Origin of the sequence: Duffyella sp. Ts4, from assembly GCF_051851875.1 — a bacterium.
In the GTDB taxonomy this organism is placed as follows: Bacteria; Pseudomonadota; Gammaproteobacteria; order Enterobacterales; family Enterobacteriaceae; genus Duffyella; species Duffyella gerundensis.
Genome location: NZ_JBLYPN010000006.1, coordinates 128,640 through 148,963 on the forward strand (window position 1 = coordinate 128,640; position 20,324 = coordinate 148,963).

At 51.8% G+C, this 20,324-nt stretch carries 20 protein-coding genes and 1 other RNA gene; 6 read left to right on the forward strand and 15 right to left on the reverse strand.

From position 1 onward, the window contains the following. Nucleotides 1-21: 21 nt before the first annotated feature. Genes ACJY2L_RS11685 through ACJY2L_RS11695 form a run of 3 tightly spaced genes read right to left on the reverse strand, consistent with a single transcriptional unit; the run spans nt 22 to nt 2,430 of the window. Nucleotides 22-900, reverse strand: coding sequence for a metal ABC transporter substrate-binding protein (locus ACJY2L_RS11685; protein ID WP_439212740.1), 879 nt, complete (start codon nt 898-900; stop codon nt 22-24). A gap of 16 nt (nt 901-916) precedes the next feature. Further along, a complete protein-coding gene (locus ACJY2L_RS11690) occupies nt 917-1,756 on the reverse strand; it encodes a metal ABC transporter permease (protein WP_439213087.1) in 840 nt (279 codons plus the stop codon). Next, entirely contained in the window at nt 1,753-2,430 is a 678-nt protein-coding gene (locus ACJY2L_RS11695) for a metal ABC transporter ATP-binding protein (RefSeq protein WP_439212739.1), read from the reverse strand. The genes ACJY2L_RS11690 and ACJY2L_RS11695 overlap by 4 nt, the downstream gene beginning before the upstream one ends. 346 nt (nt 2,431-2,776) lie before the next feature. Between ACJY2L_RS11695 and ACJY2L_RS11700 the strand changes: the two genes are divergently transcribed. From ACJY2L_RS11700 to ACJY2L_RS11710, 3 genes are all read left to right on the forward strand, one after another. Next, nucleotides 2,777-3,130 (forward strand): hypothetical protein, encoded by a 354-nt coding sequence (locus tag ACJY2L_RS11700; RefSeq protein WP_439212738.1) that lies wholly within the window; start codon nt 2,777-2,779, stop codon nt 3,128-3,130. A gap of 148 nt (nt 3,131-3,278) precedes the next feature. Then, a complete protein-coding gene (tomB, locus tag ACJY2L_RS11705) occupies nt 3,279-3,653 on the forward strand; it encodes an Hha toxicity modulator TomB (RefSeq protein WP_067428460.1) in 375 nt (124 codons plus the stop codon). 32 nt (nt 3,654-3,685) lie between these two features. After that, nucleotides 3,686-3,904, forward strand: a complete 219-nt coding sequence (locus ACJY2L_RS11710; protein WP_439212737.1) for an HHA domain-containing protein — start codon at nt 3,686-3,688, stop codon at nt 3,902-3,904. Between the two features lie 96 nt (nt 3,905-4,000). Here the strand turns inward: ACJY2L_RS11710 and ffs are convergent. Beyond that, nucleotides 4,001-4,097: signal recognition particle sRNA small type (ffs, locus tag ACJY2L_RS11715), an RNA gene on the reverse strand. 173 nt (nt 4,098-4,270) lie between these two features. On the opposite strand from ffs, the gene ACJY2L_RS11720 reads away from it, so the two are divergent. Further along, on the forward strand, nt 4,271-4,585 hold the full coding sequence (locus ACJY2L_RS11720; protein WP_439212736.1) for an MGMT family protein: 315 nt from the start codon (nt 4,271-4,273) through the stop codon (nt 4,583-4,585). A 26-nt stretch (nt 4,586-4,611) separates the two neighbouring features. Here the strand turns inward: ACJY2L_RS11720 and ACJY2L_RS11725 are convergent, their stop codons facing one another. Then, a complete protein-coding gene (locus ACJY2L_RS11725) occupies nt 4,612-5,169 on the reverse strand; it encodes a YbaY family lipoprotein (protein ID WP_067435173.1) in 558 nt (185 codons plus the stop codon). 190 nt (nt 5,170-5,359) lie between these two features. Between ACJY2L_RS11725 and tesB the strand changes: the two genes are divergently transcribed. Continuing rightward, nucleotides 5,360-6,223: an acyl-CoA thioesterase II gene (gene tesB / locus ACJY2L_RS11730; protein WP_439212735.1), complete on the forward strand. Its 864-nt coding sequence runs from the start codon at nt 5,360-5,362 to the stop codon at nt 6,221-6,223. A 61-nt stretch (nt 6,224-6,284) separates the two neighbouring features. On the opposite strand, the gene amtB is transcribed toward tesB, so the two are convergent. From amtB to ACJY2L_RS11750, 4 genes are all read right to left on the reverse strand, one after another. After that, entirely contained in the window at nt 6,285-7,574 is a 1,290-nt protein-coding gene (amtB, locus tag ACJY2L_RS11735; protein ID WP_067435167.1) for an ammonium transporter AmtB, read from the reverse strand. A 29-nt stretch (nt 7,575-7,603) separates the two neighbouring features. Continuing rightward, nucleotides 7,604-7,942 carry a P-II family nitrogen regulator gene (glnK, locus tag ACJY2L_RS11740; RefSeq protein ID WP_067428451.1) on the reverse strand — a complete coding sequence of 113 codons (339 nt, stop codon included), beginning with the start codon at nt 7,940-7,942 and terminating at the stop codon, nt 7,604-7,606. Between the two features lie 260 nt (nt 7,943-8,202). Further along, entirely contained in the window at nt 8,203-9,972 is a 1,770-nt protein-coding gene (locus ACJY2L_RS11745; protein ID WP_439212734.1) for a SmdB family multidrug efflux ABC transporter permease/ATP-binding protein, read from the reverse strand. Further along, a complete protein-coding gene (locus ACJY2L_RS11750) occupies nt 9,962-11,734 on the reverse strand; it encodes a SmdA family multidrug ABC transporter permease/ATP-binding protein (RefSeq protein ID WP_439212733.1) in 1,773 nt (590 codons plus the stop codon). Before ACJY2L_RS11750 ends, ACJY2L_RS11745 begins: the two co-directional genes overlap by 11 nt. Before the next feature lie 466 nt (nt 11,735-12,200). On the opposite strand from ACJY2L_RS11750, the gene queC reads away from it, so the two are divergent. Next, on the forward strand, nt 12,201-12,896 hold the full coding sequence (gene queC, locus ACJY2L_RS11755; protein WP_439212732.1) for a 7-cyano-7-deazaguanine synthase QueC: 696 nt from the start codon (nt 12,201-12,203) through the stop codon (nt 12,894-12,896). A gap of 12 nt (nt 12,897-12,908) precedes the next feature. Here queC and ACJY2L_RS11760 read toward each other — a convergent pair whose 3' ends face one another. From ACJY2L_RS11760 to clpX, 6 genes are all read right to left on the reverse strand, one after another. Continuing rightward, on the reverse strand, nt 12,909-13,316 hold the full coding sequence (locus ACJY2L_RS11760; protein ID WP_067428439.1) for an acyl-CoA thioesterase: 408 nt from the start codon (nt 13,314-13,316) through the stop codon (nt 12,909-12,911). Nucleotides 13,317-13,412: 96 nt separating this feature from the next. After that, the gene (locus ACJY2L_RS11765) at nt 13,413-13,721 is read right to left on the reverse strand and encodes a helix-hairpin-helix domain-containing protein (protein ID WP_209500408.1); all 309 of its coding nucleotides are present in this window, start codon (nt 13,719-13,721) and stop codon (nt 13,413-13,415) included. A 140-nt stretch (nt 13,722-13,861) separates the two neighbouring features. Then, nucleotides 13,862-15,727 (reverse strand): peptidylprolyl isomerase, encoded by a 1,866-nt coding sequence (gene ppiD / locus ACJY2L_RS11770; protein ID WP_439212731.1) that lies wholly within the window; start codon nt 15,725-15,727, stop codon nt 13,862-13,864. Nucleotides 15,728-15,932: 205 nt separating this feature from the next. Beyond that, nucleotides 15,933-16,211 carry a nucleoid-associated protein HU-beta gene (gene hupB / locus ACJY2L_RS11775; protein WP_067435164.1) on the reverse strand — a complete coding sequence of 93 codons (279 nt, stop codon included), beginning with the start codon at nt 16,209-16,211 and terminating at the stop codon, nt 15,933-15,935. Between the two features lie 210 nt (nt 16,212-16,421). Beyond that, nucleotides 16,422-18,776: an endopeptidase La gene (lon, locus tag ACJY2L_RS11780; RefSeq protein ID WP_439212730.1), complete on the reverse strand. Its 2,355-nt coding sequence runs from the start codon at nt 18,774-18,776 to the stop codon at nt 16,422-16,424. Between the two features lie 191 nt (nt 18,777-18,967). Next, nucleotides 18,968-20,239, reverse strand: coding sequence for an ATP-dependent protease ATP-binding subunit ClpX (gene clpX, locus ACJY2L_RS11785; protein ID WP_067428423.1), 1,272 nt, complete (start codon nt 20,237-20,239; stop codon nt 18,968-18,970). Nucleotides 20,240-20,324 lie beyond the last annotated feature (85 nt).

Consider the following 20,324-nt stretch of genomic DNA (forward strand, 5'->3'; position numbering starts at 1 on the left):
CCGCGCTCAGCGGGCTGCCTGTTATTTCATGCTGTTCGCAATAACGGTAACGTTATGTCTGAAAGCATCGACGTAGCTTGCCGCCGGTCCGTCCGCAGCTGATAACGCTTCGGGATAGAGTTCTCCGCCTGGCTCAGCACCTGTTTCGGTGGCGATCTGCTTAACCAGCCGCGGATCGGTCTGGTTCTCGATAAAGTAGGTTTTAATCTTCTCTGCTTTGAGCTGGTTAATCAGCGATGCCATATCGCCCGCGCTGGCTTCCGATTCCGTTGAAAATCCCTGCGGCGCGAGGAAAGTGACGTGATAGCGCTGGCCAAAATAGCCAAAAGCGTCGTGGCTGGTCAGCACCTTGCGTTTTGCCTGAGGAATGGCCGCGAAGGTTTTTTCAGCCCAGCTGTCCAGCTGATTGAGTTGTGCAATATACGCGGATCCTCGCTGGCGAAAGTAAGCGGCATCCTGGGGATCGGCAGCGATCAGCGCATTCATCACGTTAGTGGCATAGCGAGCGCCATTGTGCATACTGTTCCATGCGTGTGGATCGGTGATGCGCTTGCCCTCCTCTTCCATGCTGCGTGTATCAATGCCTGCCGACGCCACATTCACTTTTCCTTTGTAGCCAGACGCGGTCACCAGTCGATCCATCCATCCTTCCATTCCTAAACCACTGACAAACACCACATCAGCCTGTGCCAGCGCCTGGCTGTCCTGCGGCGTCGGTTCAAACGTATGCGGATCGCCGTTCGGCCCCACCAGGCTTTTTACCTGCACGTGTTCACCACCCACATTTTTTACGATATCAGCCAGCACGGTAAAGCTGACCACGGCGCTTAGCTCTTTTGCCATCGCCAGGGGCGCGGCGCTCATGGCACCAATCAGCAATGCAACGGGTAACGCTTTCATACTTTTTCCTCTCAGTTTATGTGCGGCGTAATAAGCCACCGCAGGGCCCGGTTAAAATGGAGATAAAAAACAGTGCCGTCGCGCTTAACACCACCGCTGGCCCCGCTGGCAATGAAAAATGCCAGGATAACAGCAGCCCTGTGACGCTGGCCGCTACCGCCTGCGCCATCGCGTTCAGTAGCATCATGGAAAGATGGCGGCTCCAGAAACGGCTGCTGGCGGCCGGGAGCATCATCAAGCCCACCGACATGAGCGTTCCCAGTACCTGAAAGCCCGCCACCAGGTTCAGTACCACCAGCGTTAAAAACAGGCCATGTACCAGCGGCGCACTCCAGCGGCTTTGCGCCCGCAGAAAGGTGGGATCAAAAGCGTCGATCACTAACGGGCGATAGAGAAAGGCTAAAGCGATAAGCGTCAACGCCGTGATAGCGCCCACCAAAATAATTGCCGGTGCATCAACCGCCAGCAGGGATCCGAACAGAACGTGCAGCAGATCGACACTGGATCCCCGCAGCGAAACCAGCGTGACACCAAGCGCCAGCGATCCCAGATAGAAACCGGCAAAGCTGGCATCTTCGCGCAGGGGCGTAAAATGGCTTACCGCGCCGGAAAGCAGCGCGACGGCCAGGCCTGCGATCAATCCACCGATGCCCATAGCCACCAGTGAGAGTCCGGAAAGCAGATAACCTATGGCCGCACCGGGCAAAACTGCGTGTGATAAGGCGTCGCCAATCAGGCTCATACGGCGTAAGGAAAGAAACACGCCCAGCGGCGTAGCACTGATGGAAAGCGCCACGCAGGCGATGAGCGCACGTCGCATAAAGCCGAACTCAATGAAAGGATGGAACAGGCTCAGCATGCTATTACCTCAGACTGCGATGCAGTTACGCTGAGGGTCGTTCGAAAACGGGCTTTCTCCACATCGAGATGAAGCTGCTGCGGAAAATCATGTGCAACCATTGCCCGATCGTGAAGCACGACCAACAGCGTACCGCCCTGCTGATGCTGCTGGTGCAATATCTTCAGCAGCAGTGATGTGGTGTTTTGGTCGACGCCGCTGAACGGCTCATCAAGCAGCCATACGCGGCACTGTTGCATCAGCAAACGCGCAAACAGCACCCGTTGCAATTGACCGCCGGACAGCGTACCCGGCTGTGCCTGGGCGAAATCCGCCATGTTCACCTTTTCCAGACAAGCCATGATTTCTTTACGATGTGCACGGTTAATGCCGCCAAACCATCCGCAGCGTGACCAGCAGCCCATCGCCACCAGCTCAAACACGGTGATCGGAAAATGACTTTCCAGTTCGGCGCGCTGCGGCATCCAGCCAATTTGCGCTCGTGCGCTATCTATTGCCCATTGACCCGAAACCGCAGGTAGCAATCCAGCCAGCGTTTTCAGCAAGGTCGACTTACCGCTGCCGTTGGCGCCGGTGAGCGCGGTCATACTGCCAGTATTGAGATGCAGCGAAATTTCAGGCGCAACGGCCTGGCGTTGATAGCCCACCTGCAGTTGAGAAAAGGTGATCATATCGCGATCGCCCACCGTACCGCGCAAACCAGCATGGCGACTAACAGGCTAATGACCAACAGGCGCTGAATAAGGGAAAAGCAGAACAAAGGAACAGAAGAGAACACCATTGCCACCGACATAATGTTATAACATAACATTAATCTATCACAGCTTTGTGCAGTGAGGTATCGGTACGTATGTTGCAAACTGTGTCTTTGGCATCGAATACTCTGCAGCTGGCAGGGCTAAAGCTGGTTAAGAGATAAACAGTCAATGAACTGTTGCAAAATCATCAGCAAGATAACTTGAAATTTATGCCTGCTATGTTGATTATAAAGTTCAGATCAGCTGTTTAGGAATTGTCGTGTCTCTCCTTATTCCTGCTACACTTTCAATAAATGAAACCGATACCACTAAATTAATAGCGGTTATTAACCAGAATATTCTCAAATTGTCAGGGGCGCTGGCAGGAGATTTACAATGGTATTCACAAAATGCCCTATTAGTTCCCGACAGTTTTGTTATTATTTCTATCAGTGCGATAGCCCCATCTTTCTTTAAAATGCATTATCATTACCAGTGGAACGTTTTTAATGCGTGCCTCAATATTAATGAAAGCGAAACGCAAACTGAAACAGTGAATTTTCAGGTAGTTCCGGAAGGCCTGCTGTTTGACATCATTGAAAATCAGCGTCCTTCACCCGCGGATGAATTGTAATTTTTAGTCAAAGCGATGAGCAGAATTTACCGATCTGCATTATATTTACTGTGTCCTTTAACGTTAATTCTACCGCTCACTTCCACAATTACACCTGAATACGGTTCCGCAGCTCTGCGGGTTGATGTCGGCTATGGAGGGGAAAGAGATGGACGAATACTCACCTAAAAGGCATGATATGGCGCAGCTTAAGTACCTGTGCGAAAGTCTGCATGACGATAGCATGGCCACCTTAAGTGACAGCCATCACGGCTGGGTTAATGATCCAACCTCTGCCAGCAATTTGCAGCTCAATGACCTGATTGAACATATCGCATCCTTCACCATGAATTACAAAATTAAACATGTTGAAGATGAAGAACTGATTACTCAGATTGATGAATATCTTGACGATACTTTTATGTTATTTAGTAACTATGGCGTAAGTGCGCAAGATCTGCAGCGTTGGCAACGTTCGGCAAAGCGGCTTTTTAATATATTTGCCGAGGAATGCGCTCTGTTACAACCGAGCCATTCATTTTAGACTTAGTTCTTATTGATAATGACGGTTAAACCATGAGTGAAAAAACACTGACTAAAACTGATTACCTGATGCGCTTAAGACGTTGCCGATCTATCGATACCCTTGAGCGTGTTATTGAAAAAAACAAATATGAATTACCCGATAATGAACTGGCCATATTTTATTCAGCTGCCGATCATCGTTTAGCAGAACTGACGATGAATAAGCTTTACGATAAAGTGCCGGTTTCTGTCTGGAAATTTGTACGCTGATCTGAACGGGCATGCTGAAACGCAAGCCCGTTTTATTTATCAAAAATAAACATGCTGTACGTTGAGGGAAAGGGGTAGTGCAGAATTGGGTGGGGATCCTGCCAGCTACATCCCGGCACACGCGTCACCTGCTGCGGCTGCTTCCTTCCGGACCTGACCGAATTCACAAGTTAGCATTGCGGGAGAACCAACCGGATCCCCATTGATTGCTCCAACCTTCAGAGCGCAGGCATTATCAATGATGCCCTGCCGAATTGCAAGCCACTGCCGGGCGACCGCTGTTTTCTTAAGCAACCGCATATTTCCGCCTCTTCATCCGCATAATTTATTATGCTTTCGGCAAGATTGTTTCATCGCAGGCCAAATATGACATTCCATGACGACTCTTTTCCGCAGCGCGTGCTGCAGATTCTGGCGGCAATTCCTCCGGGAAAAGTGACCACTTATGGCGACGTGGCCCGGCTGGCTGGCTCACCGCGCGCTGCGAGGCAGGTTGGCGGCGTACTGAAGCGCCTGCCAGAAGGCAGCAAGATTCCGTGGCATCGGGTGCTTAATCGCCATGGACATATTTCGCTTATCGGCGATGGCCTGATGAGACAACGGGACGCGCTGGAGGCGGAAGGCATTGAGATCAGCGATGCAGGCATCGTTGAGCTAAAGAGGTATCGCTGGAAGGTTTAAAAACGCCCCTGACGGGGCGTCTGGTATTACAAAGAGGTTGGTGCAGGTACGGCTGAAGAAGGCGTCACCTTGGTTGGCGAGGTAGATGGCACCGTGGTTGCCGCGCCTGGCTGCGTTGGCATCGCGACCGATGGGACCGGGACCAGCGTCAACTCCGCTTTCGAACCGCCGCCGTTCAGCACTGGCTTCACGTTGTCGGTGATAAAGGTAATTTTACCGTCAATCGTAATCGCCGCACTTAACAGAATACGTGCGTTTGGCTGGATATCGGCCGGGTTGAAAGGCAGCACAAACTGGAATGGCGCCTGTTTGCCCTGAGTCAGCACAACGCGCTGAGAAATAACCTTCGACGGCGCATCTGAGACCGACGCATCCGATAAGGTCACCGTCAGCACAGCGTCTGGCGGCAGTGCAATTTTCTGACGGATGTAGATCGCCCCGCTAACGTTAGGCTGGGCAATGGCCGCCTGTTGTCCGGCTGTTGGCGCACCCAATGTTGGAACAGGTACATCCTTCGCTTTGTCCGCACAACCTGCCAAAATCGCTGCCAGCGCAGCGCCACTCATAACTTGCCATAATTTCATTGATGTAATCTCCTTAAGATCAATGTGAATATCGATAACATCGTTACCGAACAGCGTTTTCAATGCTGCATGTCTATCATTCTGGCACAATTTTCTCGCTTTGCCCGCGATCCTGCCTGCTTGTGGACAGGTTGACGAAAACTGGTCCGATCTCGCACACTATGATCATCATTTTAAAGAGGACGTGACCATGAGTCAGGCGCTGGATAATCTGTTAAATCTGCTTAATCTTGAAAAAATTGAAGAAGGCCTGTTTCGCGGTCAAAGTGAAGATCTCGGCCTGCGTCAGGTTTTTGGCGGACAGGTGGTGGGTCAGGCGTTATCCGCGGCCAAACATACCGTGCCGACGGAACGCGTGGTGCACTCCTTTCACAGCTACTTTTTGCGCCCCGGCGACAGCAAAAAAGCGATTGTTTATGACGTCGAAAATTTGCGTGATGGGCAGAGCTTTAGCGCAAGACGCGTGAGTGCTATTCAAAACGGCAAACCTATCTTCTTTATGACCGCCTCTTTTCAGGCCCCGGAAAGCGGTATGGAGCATCAAAAAACGATGCCAGCCGCACCGGCGCCGGATGATTTACCCTCCGAAACCGCGATAGCCCGCCAGCTTTCGGCGCATTTGCCCGCGGCGGTGCGTGATAAATTTCTCGCCGATAAGCCGCTTGAGTTTCGTCCCGTCACCTTTCATAACCCGTTAAAAGGCGCTGTCGCTGAACCCACACGTCAGGTCTGGCTCCGGGCCAATGGCGACGTGCCGGATGATCGGCGCATTCATCAATATCTGCTCGGCTACGCTTCAGATTTTAATTTTTTGCCGGTCGCGCTACAGCCGCATGGCAAAGGTTTTCTTGAACCCGATCTACAAATAGCCACCATCGACCATTCCATGTGGTTCCATCGCCCCTTCGATTTGAACCAATGGCTGCTCTATAGCGTTGAAAGCACTTCAGCATCTGGCGCACGCGGTTTTGTGCGCGGTGAGTTTTATACTCAACAGGGTGAGCTGGTCGCCTCGACGGTCCAGGAAGGCGTGATGCGCCTGCGCACCGTGTAACAAAAAGGGCGATGCTGCTGCATCGCCCTTCTGATATCTGCCCCATTAAATCAGGTGCACATTATTGGTTATAGGCGTTCTCGCCATGGCTGTTAACGTCCAGACCTTCGCGTTCATGATCCTCAGAGACGCGTAGCCCAACAACCATATCGGCAATTTTAAAGCCCACAAACGCCACCACACCGGTCCAGATAATGGTCACGCCAACGCTCAATAGCTGAATCCACATCTGATGACCCATAGTCACGCCTTCCGCGTAGCCCACGCCGCCCAGCGAAGAGGAAGCAAACACGCCGGTGAGCAAACAGCCTACGATGCCGCAAACGCCATGCACGCCAAACACATCGCATGGATCATCAACACGTAACCATCTTTTCAGCACGGTGACGCCCCACAAGCCGGCAACGCCGCCGATTAAGCCGATAACTAACGCGCCGCCTACGCCAACATAACCACAGGCTGGCGTAATGGCGACCAGGCCAGCAATAAAACCAGAGCTGGCACCTAACAGCGAAGGCTTGCCACGGTGCAACCACTCGCCGAAGGTCCAGGTTAATACCGCGCCAGCAGTAGCCACGACGGTGTTCAGAAAAGCCAGTGCAGCAATTTCGTTGGCGGCGCTGGCAGAGCCGGCGTTGAAGCCAAACCAGCCCACATAGAGAATAGCGGTACCGGTGAACACCATCGGCAGGTTATGCGGTTTAAAGGCTTCTTTACCAAATCCGGCACGTTTGCCAACCAGATAAGCACCCACGAGGCCAGCAACGGCTGCGTTGATATGAACCACGGTGCCGCCGGCAAAATCGAGCGCGCCATCCTGCGCGAGGAATCCGCCCGCCCACACCATGTGCGCAATAGGCAGATAAGCGAAGGTTAACCACACCACGACAAAAATCAGTACGGCTGAGAAGCGAATGCGTTCTGCGATAGCGCCAACGATCAAGCCAACGGTGATACAGGCGAAAGAAGCCTGGAAAGCCACGTGAATATATTGATAGAAAGAGCCGGTTAACGCTTTGAGTTCAATGTTTTTCAACATTACCCACTGGAAGCTGCCGAAGAAAGCGTTGCCTTCACTGAAGGCGAGAGAGTATCCATAAAGCACCCACAGCACGCACACCAGCGCAAAGGTTACGGCAACCTGGGTCAGCATGGAAAGCACGTTTTTGCCACGGATCAGGCCGCCGTAAAACAGCGCGATGCCTGGAATGGTCATGAACAGTACCAGCGCGGTACAGATCATCATAAAGGCGTTATCAGCTTTGTCCGCAACGGCCGGAGCCGCGGCCATTGCCAGCGAGGGCAGCAGCGCCAGACTGGCCAGACCGGATTTGGTCACTATTTTTTTCATTTTATTCCACCCCATCACTGTGCCTGAAATTACAATGCTGCTTCGTCGGTTTCGCCGGTACGAATGCGGATAACGCGCTGCAGTTCTGCAACAAAAATTTTGCCATCGCCGATCTTGCCGGTGTAGGCCGACTTGCTGATGACATCAACCACTTCGTCCAGCTGATCGTCAGCAATGGCGATATCAATTTTGACCTTTGGCAGGAAATTCACGCTGTATTCTGCCCCGCGATACAGTTCTGCATGGCCTTTCTGACGACCAAACCCTTTCACCTCGGTGACGGTCAGCCCCTGAATACCGATCGATGACAGCGCTTCGCGCACATCTTCCAGTTTGAACGGTTTGATTACCACGGTAACCAGTTTCATACGAACTCCTCCAGCCAGGTAAATGTTGATGTCGCCGAGACGCTGAAGATTAAGCAAGTGCTGTGCCATAAACTGGCAAGAGGATTTTTTAATTTTCAAACGAGGAAAATTGCGGCCTGCGCTGGAACTTTCGTCACAGCGCAGCGCCAGTGTCAGGCAGAGAGGGGAAGAAGTGCACCAAAAAGATGCAAAGGAGTGGAGATTGATGCATCACCAATGAACAATGTCATTTTAACGCTCAAAAAAGGTGCAATTTGGCGTTACGCTTCCTGTGCAACGCCGGAGGCGAGCTCTTCTCCAGCAAGCTGGAGTTGATACATTTGCCAATAGCGGCCACGTTTTGCCAATAGTGCCTGATGGCTGCCCTGCTCTACCGCGTGCCCACGATGCAGAACCATAATCGTATCAGCATCAACAATGGTGGAAAGGCGGTGGGCAATCACCACCAGCGTAGTGCGCTGACGTACCGCATATAGCGCACGCTGGATTGCCTGCTCAGTGCCGGAATCGATATTGGCCGTGGCTTCATCAAGGATGAGGATCTTCGGTGACATCACCAGGACCCTGGCCATCGCCAACAGCTGTTTCTGGCCCACTGACAGGGTATTCCCCTGCTCACCAAGCTGGGTATGGATGCCTTCAGGCAGACTACGCGCCAGCTCAGCCAGTTGCACCGTCTCCAGCGCCTGCCAGACCTGCTCTTCTGCAATATCACGCCCAAGACGGATATTCTCAAGGAAGCTTTCTGCCAGTACTACGGGATCCTGCTGCACCATCGCCACACCCTGTCGCAGCACCGCATGACTCAGCGTGTGTAAAGGACGGCCATCGAGACGAATTTCACCATGCCGCAATGGGTAATAGCCCATTAACAGACTGGCTAAAGTACTTTTGCCGCTTCCGGTATGGCCCACCAGCGCAACAAAAGAACGCGGCGGAACCGACAGTGAAATATCCTGCAGCACGTTGCGATTGTCACGATAGGCAAAAGAGATCTTTTCAATATCAATGCGGCCATCACTAAGCGGGCGATCATCGTTACCGTAATGTTGCTGCGGTGCATCCATCAGCTCAAAAATGCGCTCGCCCGCGACAACCGCCTGTTGCAGCATCGATTGCTGGGTGGTCAGTTCAATCAAGGGTTCATTCAACCTGCCTAAATAGCTGATAAAAGCGTACAGCACACCGACTTCGAACGCGCCTGAGCCAGAAAAGCTAAACAGCAGCATCAGACCGCACAGAATCAGCGCAGAAAACAGGCTTAGCAGCGGACGCAACAAAAAGCCATCCAGCCTGAGCGTTTGCATACGCGCCAGATAATGCGAGCGGCTGGCATTGCCCATGCGCTCGCCAAAACGCGCCTGCTGGCGAAACTGTTGAATCACACTCATGCCGCTGATGACTTCGTTAAAGCCATTATTGATATCGGCAAGATAACTGCGCACCCGGCGAACAATCGGCGTGCTGATGCGCTGATAGATAAACATCACCGCAATAACCAGCGGAAAGATGGTGATCGCGACCAGGGCCATATGTTGGTTAAGCGAAAACATCGCGACCAGCATGGCACTGATCAGCGCGGCGCTGCGCAGCACCGTAGCGACGACGGTGACGTAAAGATCGCGCACAACCTCCGTATCGTTGGTTACGCGAGAAATCAGCTGCCCAACCGGCTGATTGTCAAAAGCGCTGAGGGGTTGGCGAAGCGCTGCATCCATGACCTGGGAACGTAGCCGTTGCACCACGCCAACCGCCGCCTGGTTAAACAGCAGCGCCTGAAAGTAGTGTAAAGCGGCCGAAAGGATCTGCAGCAGCACGTAGGCCAGCGCCAGTCCTGCTGCCAGAGCAACAGGAACGTTGTGCCGCGCGACCATATGATCGATAAAGTAGCTGATCAGTAGGGGTCCCGTGACTTCAGCAATGGCTGCAACCCACAGCATCAACACCGCGAGGCCCAACGTTTTGCGCCATGGCCAGCCGTAAGAGAGCAACCGCTTTAGCGCAGGCCACATACGGGTCTTATTTGTCATGTACGGTTCCCTCGTTGACATCATCTTCATCCAGTGCCGCTTCAATTTGTTGGTAGCGATACATGTCATGATACCAACCACTTTCAGCCACTAATTTTTCATGTTGCCCACGCTGCGCTACTACGCCGTGTTGCATCACTAAAATTTCGCTGGCTTCGGTTAAGGCTGATAAACGATGCGCGCTGATGATTACCGTCCTACCCTTACCCCAGCGCCGCAGGTTATGCAGAATTTGGTGTTCGGTCCGACCATCAACCGCTGATAATGCATCATCCAGGATCAGAATTTCGGCGTTAAGCAGCAGCGCACGGGCAATGGAGATACGCTGCTTTTGCCCGCCGGAAAGCATCACGCCACGTTCGCCGACCTCGGTTTCATAGCCCTGCGGCAGTTGCAGAATGTCATCATGAACGCTGGCCAGCCTGGCCACCGCTTCGATCTCCTGCTGCGTGGCGCCAGGTCGACCCAGCGCAATATTATTAGCAATGCTGTCTGAGAACAGAAAAGGCGTCTGGCTGACTACTGCCAGTCGACTGCGCCAGCTGTCGATACGTAATTCAGTGAGCGCCAGACCGTGGTAGCGAATATCACCTTGCTCAATATCAAAATGACGCTGCAGCACGCTAAGCAAGCTGCTTTTTCCCGAGCCAGTTGGCCCGCAGAGTCCCAGCATTTGACCGGGCTTGAGCATAATATTTATGTTACGCAATGCTGGCGTTTCCGCACCAGGATAGGTGAACTGGCGGATGGCAACCTGCAATAGCCCCGGCCCTTCCGGCAGGTTATGCGCACCTTCGGTAACCGTTGGCGCTTCGGAAAGCAAAGACCGAATTCGGCTCCACGCGGCGCTACCACGCTCCACGATGTTGAACATCCATGCCAGTGCCAGCATTGGCCAGATCATCAGGCCTAAGTACATGATAAAACTGGTTAGCTCTCCCAGCGTCATATAACCGTGCCATACCATCCAGCTGCCGCCGCCGACAGCCAGCAGGTTAGAAAAGCCGATAGCGATAAATATGGTGGGATCGAAGCGTGCATCAACCCGCGCTACACGCAGATTTTTTTCTCCGGTGTCGCGTGCGATCGAGGCAAACTGCTGTGACTGATGATCCTCCAGCCCAAATGATTTGATCATGCGGATGCTGGTCAGACTCTCCTGCGTTTGGTTGTTCAGGTTGGAGAAAGCCGCCTGAGCCAGCTTGAAACGTTGATGCAGTTGATCGCCATAACGCTTGATGACTATTGCCATAATGGGCATAGGCAGCAAAGCCAACAGGGTTAGCTGCCAGCTCAGTTGCACGCTCATAACGATCAGCACGGCACAGCCCATGACCAGTGAATCCACTAAGGTCAGGACGCCCTCACCCGCGGCAAAGACAACCCGATCAACATCATTTGTCGCGCGTGCGATCAAATCGCCGGTACGATGACGAAGATAGAAAGCGGGATGCTGGCGGCTTAGCTGCCGATAAAAATCTTCCCGTAGCTCCACCGCCAGCTGGTAGGATGCGCCAAACAGCAACACCCGCCAGACATAGCGCAGCAGATAAACCACAATGGCGGTCACCAGCATGGCGCCTACCCACATCAAAATTTTGCTGCCAGAAAGGCTGTGCTGCGTTACACCATCCACAATGAGGCCGACAATTTTAGGCGGCAATAATTGCAGGATAGCGATCAGGATTAACAGAGACACTGCACCCAGATAACGGCGCCATTCGCGAATAAAAAACCAACTCAGTTGTCTGAACAATCTCACATCATATTTCCTGCGTGACATCTGCTAAAAGAGAAACGCGGTTGCCGGTTATTCGTTTCCCTTACCGACGGGAAGCCTTGTTGTACTGTTCGGCGATCCTTACCTCGGATGTATTACCGCATCTGGACGGGCACGCTGCTCGCTGCCCTTGATTCACCTGCATGCCTGCAGGCTGGTTTATCTTATTCTACTGGCACTAGTTGATATGTTAAAGGCAGCGGCAGAATCCGTTCGCCATGCTTTTTGAGGCACAGTGGGCTAAAACCGACTTACATGGATAAATGCTTTCACTGGCCATGCGCTGGCCGCGCAAAGCAGAGTCGCCGCCCGTATTGTGGCCCATGAGCAAACTTCCGTTTCGCACTACGCCATCAAGATGATTATGACAGCCCACCGGCCTTCATGGCTTTCCCTCATCGATATCACGCAGTACCATAAGCCCACAAAAATCGTAACGGACATTATTATGAAACGCGCTGTGGTTGTATTCAGTGGCGGGCAGGATTCCACTACCTGCCTGATTCAGGCTTTGCAGCAATATGACGAAGTGCATTGCGTCACTTTTGACTACGGGCAACGCCATCGGGAAGAGATTACCGTAGCACAGCAGCTAGCAAAGAAGTTGGGCGCGCGTGCGCATAAGGTGCTGGATGTTAATCTGCTTAACGAACTGGCTATCAGCAGCCTCACCCGCGACAATATTCCTGTACCGCAATGGGATCCCAATGCCAGCGGCTTACCCAGCACCTTTGTGCCGGGGCGTAATATCCTTTTTCTGACGCTGGCTTCTGTCTATGCCTGGCAAGTTGAAGCGGAAGCGGTGATTACCGGTGTTTGCGAAACAGATTTCTCCGGTTATCCCGACTGCCGCGACGAATTTGTCAAAGCCCTTAACCATGCGATTACGCTCGGTATGGCGCGTGATATCCGCTTCGAGACGCCGCTAATGTGGCTTAACAAAGCAGAAACCTGGGCCCTTGCTGATTACTGGCAGCAGTTACCTTTAATCCGCAATGAAACCTTGACCTGTTATAACGGCATTCAGGGCGACGGCTGCGGTGAATGCGCGGCATGTCATCTGCGGGCCAGAGGTTTGCAGGAGTATCAGGCGAATCAGAGCGCCGTTATGCAGACGCTGAAACAAAAAACCGGCCTGCAATAAAAGATCCGGCGATCAGGACTGTTGTACCTGCATCGCCTCAATATGTTGCTTCAATTCTCCTTCCAGCGGTACGGCTTTCTGGCTCTTCATATCGATGCAGACAAAGGTGACTAACGCATCTGCGACCAGCTCATTGGTCGCAGCCAGTAAAACTCTTTGTGCAAGAATGCCGCTGCGACTGCCGACCTTCTCAACGTTATTGGTGATTATCAGTTCATCATGCAGTTTTGCTGGCAGCCGGTAATTGATGTTGATATTAACCACAACGAATGCAAGCCGTTGTTCAGTAAGCCATTGCGCTTGCGCGCTCTCTTCTATCCATTGCCAGCGTGCCTCTTCCAAAAACTCAAGATAACGTGCGTTATTAACATGTTGATAGACATCAAGGTGATAGCCACGCACTTTTATTGTTGTTTGCATATGCTCCGCTCCCGTTAACAGGCCACACCCACTGGTATGACCTGTTAAAGGTTAGCAGCGCCCTACGCGGTTGTAGACGCTATGTTGTGGTCAGCTTCACAATTTTAAGCGCGTAACGTTACGCTCAACCAGTGCGCTGCCAATACCTGGCACTTCTTTTAACTGTTCGATCTCAGTAAAAGGTCCGTACTGGTCACGATAGCTGACAATAGCCTGCGCTTTTTTCAGTCCAACGCCGTTCATTGCTGATGCCAGTTCTTCGGCACTGGCACCATTAATGCTGACTGTCGCAGCTGATTCCGCAACGGCGACATCCGTTTTAGCTTCAGCGGCATGCAGCGAATGCGCGGTGCCTGCCAACAGGAAAACGCTCAGGGTAATAGCTTTAATAAAATGATGGGACATGCTGTGATTCCTCCGTGTGTGTGACAGCACGATGACCATACGACAGGCGAAACGGAGCAACAAACCACAATCTTGAGATATGGAAAAGGCCGCGAAAGCGGCCTTTTGTCTTGCATGAGTCAACACGCTTTTTGTGAGCGTTACTGCATTTGTGCGGCTGCGCCGTACTTGATTTTGGCTTCTTTGCGCAGGTTATCGAGCAACGCTTCAAAGGCGATTTGCGCATTATTTTGCGTTACGCCCTTCACCATCTGCTCGACCTGAGCCGGAGGAAGCGAGCCAGCGCGCACGTCGTCCAGTGCCATCAGCACAACGTTGCTCTGCATATCTTCGCTGATGCCGTAGGATGACTTGCCTTTTTCCGGCTGAGGCAACGAGAATGCCGCCTGTGAAATAGCATCCTGACCGCTACGAGTCAGCGGCTGCGCAGCGGCAAACTTCAGACCCGCCTTGTCGAAGGCATCCTGCTTGCCAGACTTCAGCTCAGCAATAATCGCCTCGGCCTGTGCTTTCGCCTGCTTCTGCGCTTTTTCACGCTTAATGGTGCTGGCAATATCCGCTTTGACTTCATCCAGTGGCTTCACTGTTTCAGCCTTATGCTCGCTAACGCGCAGCACAAATGCACGATCGCCTTCCACGGTAATAATGTCTGAATTATTACCAGGAGAACCATCCTGACCAATCAGCGCGCCATTAAAAATCGCATCGGCAACTGGCTTAAAGTTTAGCGCCTCCGGCAGACTGTCACGGCTAAACCAGTTGGTTTCTACCGCTTTTACTCCGGCAGCCTGCTCTGCACCCACCAGCGATGCATTATCGTTGCTGGCGGCATCGCTGACTTTCTGCTGTAACTTATAGAATGCGTCAACTGACTTTTCCTGCTTCACTTTGGCGGTGACAGCATCACGAACTTCAGACAGCGGTTTAACCTGCTCAGCCTGAATATCATCCAGTCGAACAATCAAATATCCCACAGAAGATTTGATGGCTGTAGAAAGCTGACCTTTGGTGGTAAGCGCAGCCTGCTTAAGCTCATCCGGCGTGGTTTCAGGCTCAAGCCAGCCCATGTCGCCGCCTTTGCGCGCAGAGATAGGATCGGCTGATTTCGTTTTCGCCAGCTGGGCAAAATCAGCGCCCTGTTTCAACTGCTGCAACAGCGCGTTAGCATCGGCTTCGGTTTTAGTCTGAATAATGCTATAGCGCTTACGTTCAGGCTGACCGTAATCTGCCTTGTGTTCGTCGTACCAGCTTTGAATATCCGCATCGCTGACCGTTTCCTGCATGTCGGCGGCATCCAGCTTTATGTAGCTGACGCGGAACTGTTCCGGTGCCATAAAGTTGTTTTTATTCTGCTGATAGTAGTTATTAATTTCTTCATCGCTGGCTGACTGCTGAGCCGCTAATTTAGCGACATCAATCGTTGCCTGACGCACCATACGCTGCTGTGAAACCAGAGCAATAAGATTGTCAGCCTCGCCTTTCAGCATAAAATCGGTGTTGGCCACTGCGCCAATCAGTTGTTGAGTGGTCAACTGTTTGCGCAGCGCCTGCGCATACTGGTCGGCGGTAAAACCCATGCTGGTAATCAGACCGTTATATTTCTCGTTATCAAATTTTCCATTCGTCTGGAATGCGGGCTGGGCAAAGATAGCCTGCTTGATTTGATCGTCGCTGATGGCCAGATTCAGTTTGCTGGCGTACTGGTCTAACAGCTTTTCATCGATCAGCTGAGAAAGCGCCTGCTGACGAATCTGTTGCATGTAACCTTCGTTGCTGGCCAGTTGCGAAAACTGTTCGCCCAGCATCTGCTGCTGACGGCTACGCTCGTTGCTGAAGGCACGTTCCATTTCAGCACGGCTAATTTCATCGCCGTTGACCTTCGCTGCGAAGTCACCGCCACCGATCACGTAGTTGCCCACGCCGGTCAGCACAAAAGACAGGATAATCAGCGCCAAAAGAATTTTGAGCACGACATGATTCGAGGCCGCGCGTAAATTGTCCATCATGGTATGACAACACTCCGCTGTAGTGTGAATGTAAACCCTGCGTCGGCAAGGCCAACGCTGCTGCAAATCAGCTGCAGCTTTACTGAGGCATAATCAGAACGTTACGCACCAAATAAAAAAGGCACATCTGTAGATGTGCCCGTATGTTACATGAGAACGCGTTGTCAGTCCTCACTCCACCAAAGAATTTAGCAGGTGGTTTATTTTACTTTACGTTAACTGCGTCTTTCAGCGCTTTACCGGCGCGGAAGCCCGGTACTTTGCCTGCCGGAATGGTCAATTCTTTACCGGTCTGTGGGTTACGGCCTGTACGTGCAGCACGTTCACGCACAGAGAATGTGCCAAAACCAACCAGCGCAACTTCATCACCTTCTTTCAGTGAATCAGAAACAGAACTGACGAATGCATCTAATACACGTCCAGCAGCAGCTTTAGAAATATCAGCATCCGCAGCAATTTTGTCGATCAATTGTGACTTATTCACTCTCTTCATCCCCTCTTTTATTATTCACTTCGCACGCAGAATCCTGCCCGGTGCGAACGCGCAGCAAGTTATATCAAGCCTGAGATATCGAAACAACGGTAATCATCTTATTCGCCGCTTCAACAGCAATCTAAGGTAGCGGCACAAAAAAAAGCTGGCAAGCTCAAATGGCTTGCCAGCTCGGCTTTTTCACTGTTTTTGCGACGATCGTTAGTTTGCGGTCGCGACCTGCATGCCATAAGGGGCATTTTGCAGAGCCAGCGTCAGCACTTCTTCGATGCGCTTAACCGGATGGATTTCCAGATCGGCAAGCACATTGTCCGGAATCTCTTCCAGATCACGCTTGTTCTCATCCGGAATCAGCACAACTTTAATGCCGCCACGGTGCGCAGCCAGCAGTTTCTCTTTCAAACCGCCGATCGGCAACACCTGACCACGTAAAGTGATTTCACCGGTCATGGCCACATTAGAGCGCACTGGATTCCCGGTCAGACAGGAGACCAATGCGGTACACATGGCGATACCCGCACTCGGGCCATCTTTAGGCGTGGCGCCTTCTGGTACGTGAACGTGAATGTCACGTTTTTCGTAAAAGTCACCGTTGATGCCCAGCTTGTCAGCACGCGCGCGGACTACGGTCAGAGCAGCCTGAATGGACTCTTGCATCACTTCACCTAGCGAACCGGTATAGGTCAGTTTACCTTTACCCGGCACACAGGCCGTTTCGATAGTGAGCAGATCGCCACCCACTTCTGTCCACGCCAGGCCGGTAACCTGCCCTACACGGTTTTCGCTTTCTGCACGACCATAGTCGAAACGCTGGACGCCCAGATAATCCTTCAGATTGTCACCGTTGATCTCGATGTGCTTTTTGCTCTTATCCAGCAGCAGCGCTTTCACTGCTTTACGACACAGCTTGGACAGCTCGCGCTCAAGACTACGTACGCCAGCTTCGCGCGTGTAATAACGAATAATGCCGACAATTGCACTTTCATCAACAGTAATTTCGTTTTTCTTCAGGGCATTACGTTCAATCTGCTTCGGCAGCAAATGCTGCATGGCGATGTTAAGTTTCTCATCTTCGGTATAACCCGAAAGACGAATTACTTCCATACGGTCCAGCAGCGGCGCCGGGATGTTCATGGAGTTAGAGGTTGCCACAAACATCACGTCTGAAAGGTCATAATCGACTTCCAGATAGTGATCGTTAAACGCAATGTTCTGCTCTGGATCAAGCACTTCCAGCAATGCGGAAGCCGGATCGCCGCGCATGTCTGAAGACATTTTGTCAATCTCATCCAGCAGGAACAGCGGGTTTTTAACGCCAACCTTCGCCATTTTCTGAATCAGTTTGCCCGGCATCGAACCAATATAGGTGCGACGATGCCCGCGAATTTCCGCTTCATCACGTACGCCACCCAAAGCCATGCGCACATACTTACGGCCGGTTGCTTTAGCAATCGACTGGCCCAGCGAGGTTTTACCCACGCCCGGTGGTCCTACTAAACAGAGAATAGGCCCTTTGATTTTGCTGACGCGGCTTTGCACAGCAAGGTATTCCAGGATGCGGTCTTTGACCCGCTCCAAACCGTAATGATCGGTATCCAGCGTTTCCTGCGCCTTGCGTAAGTCTTTTTTGACTTTACTGCGCGCATTCCACGGCACCTGAACCATCCAGTCGATATAGCCGCGAACCACGGTTGCTTCAGCAGACATCGGCGACATCATTTTCAGCTTCTGCAGTTCTGCTTCTGTTTTTTCGCGCGCTTCTTTCGGCATATTAGCCGCGTCAATCTTGCGCTTCAGCGCTTCATTTTCATCCGGCGCATCATCCATTTCGCCCAGTTCTTTCTGAATAGCCTTCATCTGCTCATTCAGATAGTACTCGCGCTGGCTTTTTTCCATCTGTTTTTTGACGCGATTACGGATGCGCTTTTCAACCTGCAGCAGGTCGATTTCCGACTCCATCATCGCCATCAGGTATTCCAGACGTTCGTTGACGTCAGCCATTTCCAGCACAGATTGTTTATCTGCCAGCTTGAGCGGCATATGTGCCGCAACGGTATCGGCAAGACGTGCAGCGTCATCGATGCTGTTCAGCGAGGTCAGGACTTCGGGTGGAATCTTTTTGTTCAGCTTGATATAGCCTTCAAACTGATTGATGGCCGTACGGACCAGCACTTCCTGTTCGCGCTCTTCAATCTCTGGCGCAACCAGATATTCGGCGTCAGCGACAAAATGTTCGCCGTTATCCGTTAATGAGGTGATATTTGCCCGCTGCAGACCTTCAACCAGCACTTTAACCGTGCCATCGGGCAGCTTGAGCATTTGTAAAATGGATGCAACGGTCCCTACCGAGAAGAGATCGTTAATGCCAGGTTCATCCGTTGAAGCCTCTTTCTGTGCAACCAGCATGATCTTTTTATCGTGATCCATTGCGGCTTCGAGGCACCGAATCGATTTTTCCCGACCAACAAACAACGGAATTACCATGTGCGGATAAACCACCACGTCGCGCAGAGGCAACACGGGGATTTCAATGCGTTCAGAACGCTCAGGATTCATAGAGCTCTCTCTTAGTTTAATTTTCCGCCAGGTGATGGGCACCGCATAATGCAGGGAATGTGCAGTTTAACCCACAGGTATTTGAGTATATGGGGATGATGAGCAGACATTCAATGTTCAGCGGGCGAGAAATAGTAAAGGGGAAACGAATTTCCCCTTTTTTAACTATCTTGCTGGATTGTGGTGATTATTTATTCGCCAGAAGCCTGAGCTTCATGTTTGCCATAAATAAGCATAGGTGCAGATTGCCCCTCAATGACGGAGTCATCAATAACCACTTTTTCAACATCATCCATCGAAGGCAGATCGTACATGGTATCGAGTAATGCGCCTTCAACAATTGATCTTAAGCCACGGGCACCGGTTTTGCGCGAGTTCGCTTTTTTGGCAATCGCCGTCAAAGCTTCATCACGGAATTCCAACTCAACGCCTTCAAGATTAAACAGCGCCTGATATTGTTTAGTCAGCGCATTTTTTGGCTCACGCAGAATTTGAATCAGCGCTTCTTCGCTAAGTTCGTTAAGCGTTGCCACTACAGGCAGACGACCAATGAACTCAGGAATCAAGCCAAACTTGATCAGATCTTCCGGCTCAACCTGCTCCAGCAACTGGCCTTCAGATGCTTTCTCAGACTTGCCTTTCACCGTAGCACCAAAACCTATACCTGAGCCGGTTTCAACGCGTTGCGAAATCACTTTATCGAGACCTGCAAATGCGCCGCCACAGATAAACAGAATCTTGGAGGTATCAACCTGCAAGAATTCCTGCTGAGGATGCTTACGGCCACCCTGTGGCGGAACCGCAGCCACGGTGCCCTCAATCAGCTTCAGCAGCGCCTGCTGAACGCCCTCACCCGACACGTCACGCGTGATAGACGGGTTGTCAGACTTGCGAGAAATCTTATCAATTTCATCGATATAAACGATGCCACGTTGCGCTTTCTGCACATCGTAGTCACATTTCTGCAGCAGCTTCTGGATGATGTTTTCCACATCCTCACCCACGTAACCGGCTTCGGTCAGCGTGGTGGCATCCGCCATGGTAAAAGGCACATCCAGCAGTCGAGCCAGCGTTTCTGCTAACAACGTTTTACCGCTACCGGTAGGACCGATCAGCAAAATGTTACTTTTGCCCAGTTCAATGCCGTTACTGGTATCGCCGTTACGCAAGCGCTTGTAATGGTTATATACCGCTACAGCCAACACTTTTTTCGCCTTTTCCTGGCCGATAACATAATCGTCGAGGTGATGGCGGATTTCATGTGGCGTTGGCAATGCGCTACGCTCGCGATGCGGAGCCACTTCTTTTATCTCTTCGCGAATGATGTCGTTACACAGATCGACACACTCATCGCAGATATACACTGACGGCCCGGCAATCAGCTTACGCACTTCATGCTGGCTTTTGCCGCAAAAAGAGCAGTACAGCAACTTCCCTGAACCGTCTTTGCGCTTATCTGTCATCAGCTAACCTCTTCTTTTATCTTCTCCCGCAGGAAAATGCGGTGCTGGCCGCGACATGCGGCGGCCAATATTCATACGCCTCGTG

Bases quoted from the DNA above. Each gene is read 5' to 3' on its own strand.
- clpX (WP_067428423.1), bottom strand. From the start codon at position 20,239: ATGACAGATAAGCGCAAAGACGGTTCAGGGAAGTTGCTGTACTGCTCT.
- ACJY2L_RS11745 (WP_439212734.1), bottom strand. From the start codon at position 9,972: ATGACAAATAAGACCCGTATGTGGCCTGCGCTAAAGCGGTTGCTCTCT.
- ACJY2L_RS11710 (WP_439212737.1), top strand. From the start codon at position 3,686: ATGAGTGAAAAAACACTGACTAAAACTGATTACCTGATGCGCTTAAGA.
- ACJY2L_RS11760 (WP_067428439.1), bottom strand. From the start codon at position 13,316: ATGCAAACAACAATAAAAGTGCGTGGCTATCACCTTGATGTCTATCAA.
- ACJY2L_RS11685 (WP_439212740.1), bottom strand. From the start codon at position 900: ATGAAAGCGTTACCCGTTGCATTGCTGATTGGTGCCATGAGCGCCGCG.
- tesB (WP_439212735.1), top strand. From the start codon at position 5,360: ATGAGTCAGGCGCTGGATAATCTGTTAAATCTGCTTAATCTTGAAAAA.
- queC (WP_439212732.1), top strand. From the start codon at position 12,201: ATGAAACGCGCTGTGGTTGTATTCAGTGGCGGGCAGGATTCCACTACC.
- amtB (WP_067435167.1), bottom strand. From the start codon at position 7,574: ATGAAAAAAATAGTGACCAAATCCGGTCTGGCCAGTCTGGCGCTGCTG.
- tomB (WP_067428460.1), top strand. From the start codon at position 3,279: ATGGACGAATACTCACCTAAAAGGCATGATATGGCGCAGCTTAAGTAC.
- ACJY2L_RS11765 (WP_209500408.1), bottom strand. From the start codon at position 13,721: ATGTCCCATCATTTTATTAAAGCTATTACCCTGAGCGTTTTCCTGTTG.
- ppiD (WP_439212731.1), bottom strand. From the start codon at position 15,727: ATGATGGACAATTTACGCGCGGCCTCGAATCATGTCGTGCTCAAAATT.
- lon (WP_439212730.1), bottom strand. From the start codon at position 18,776: ATGAATCCTGAGCGTTCTGAACGCATTGAAATCCCCGTGTTGCCTCTG.
- ACJY2L_RS11720 (WP_439212736.1), top strand. From the start codon at position 4,271: ATGACATTCCATGACGACTCTTTTCCGCAGCGCGTGCTGCAGATTCTG.
- glnK (WP_067428451.1), bottom strand. From the start codon at position 7,942: ATGAAACTGGTTACCGTGGTAATCAAACCGTTCAAACTGGAAGATGTG.
- ACJY2L_RS11695 (WP_439212739.1), bottom strand. From the start codon at position 2,430: ATGATCACCTTTTCTCAACTGCAGGTGGGCTATCAACGCCAGGCCGTT.
- ACJY2L_RS11725 (WP_067435173.1), bottom strand. From the start codon at position 5,169: ATGAAATTATGGCAAGTTATGAGTGGCGCTGCGCTGGCAGCGATTTTG.